We start from the raw sequence: 1,139 nt of genomic DNA, 5'->3' as shown, positions 1-1,139 counted from the left end.
CGTACTGGCGCACCCGGAGTGCGACATCGGCCTCGTCGGTTACGAGATGGCCCTGCTGGTCGACCGCGCGGGCACGGTGCTCACGCCCGACCTGCGCGCGGAACTGCAGGGCAGCCTTCTCAACTAGCAGACAGGCAGTGCGTTTCCCGCCACCGCGCCGTAGGGTGCGGTGGCGCGACCGGCGTCAGATTGGCAAGTTGAAGGAGGAGACGTGGCAACGCCCCCGAGCGGTTACCCGTACGGCCCCGGACAGCAGTCCGGGCCCCAGGGCGAGCACCGGCACAACCGCTTCAACTTTCCTTCCGCGCCGAGCCGTCGGCAGCAGCCGCCGCAGCAACCCCAGCAGCCGTACCAGCAGCGGCCGTACGACTCCCGGCAGCCGTACGAGCCGTCGCCGTACGAGCAGCCGCGGGCGCCGCGTGTCCAGCCGGCACCGCCCCGGCAGCAGCGGCGTGCGAACGGACCGTCGGCTGCCACGGGAGGCACCAATCCGCTGGTGCGCCCGTACGCGATGACCGGGGGGCGGACCCGGCCGCGCTACCAGCTCGCCATCGAGGCGCTGGTCAGCACGACCGCCGACCCCGCCCGGCTGCAGGGCCAACTGCCGGAGCACCAGCGCATCTGCCACCTGTGCCGCGAGATCAAGTCAGTGGCCGAGATCTCGGCCCTCCTCTCCATCCCCCTCGGCGTCGCCCGAATCCTCGTCGCCGATCTGGCGGAGGCCGGACTCGTCGCCATCCATCAGCCCGGCGGGGACGAGACCGCCGGCGGACAGCCAGATGTGACACTGCTCGAAAGGGTGCTCAGTGGACTTCGCAAGCTCTAGCGGTGCAGCCCGCTCCACCACCTCCGCGAAGATCGTGGTGGCGGGCGGCTTCGGCGTGGGCAAGACCACGTTCGTCGGGGCCGTCTCAGAGATCAACCCGCTGCGCACCGAAGCCGTGATGACCTCGGCGTCGGCCGGCATCGACGACCTCACGCACGCGCCGGACAAGACCACGACGACCGTGGCGATGGACTTCGGCCGCATCACGCTGGACCAGGACCTGATCCTGTACCTGTTCGGCACCCCCGGCCAGGACCGCTTCTGGTTCATGTGGGACGACCTCGTCCGCGGCGCCATCGGCGCCGTCGTCCTG

The 1,139-nt window shown here is 70.7% G+C and carries 2 protein-coding genes and 1 pseudogene; all 3 read left to right on the top strand.

Translation table 11 applies throughout. The features are described 5' to 3' along the window. Positions 1-127 (top strand): annotated as a pseudogene (locus IH45_RS0142610) (roadblock/LC7 domain-containing protein); the annotation flags it as partial. 84 nt (positions 128-211) lie between these two features. Beyond that, positions 212-826, top strand: coding sequence for a DUF742 domain-containing protein (locus IH45_RS0142605; protein ID WP_030682580.1), 615 nt, complete (start codon positions 212-214; stop codon positions 824-826). Then, positions 807-1,139, top strand: a 333-nt coding sequence (locus IH45_RS0142600; RefSeq protein ID WP_199810789.1) for a GTP-binding protein, incomplete at its 3' end; no start/stop codon positions are given. The genes IH45_RS0142605 and IH45_RS0142600, both read left to right, overlap by 20 nt.

Source organism: Streptomyces rimosus subsp. rimosus (assembly GCF_000720725.1).
GTDB lineage: Bacteria > Actinomycetota > Actinomycetes > Streptomycetales > Streptomycetaceae > Streptomyces > Streptomyces rimosus_A.
The sequence above is the reverse complement of the archived record's forward strand: the minus strand, read 5'-3'. Positions and strand labels throughout refer to the sequence as shown.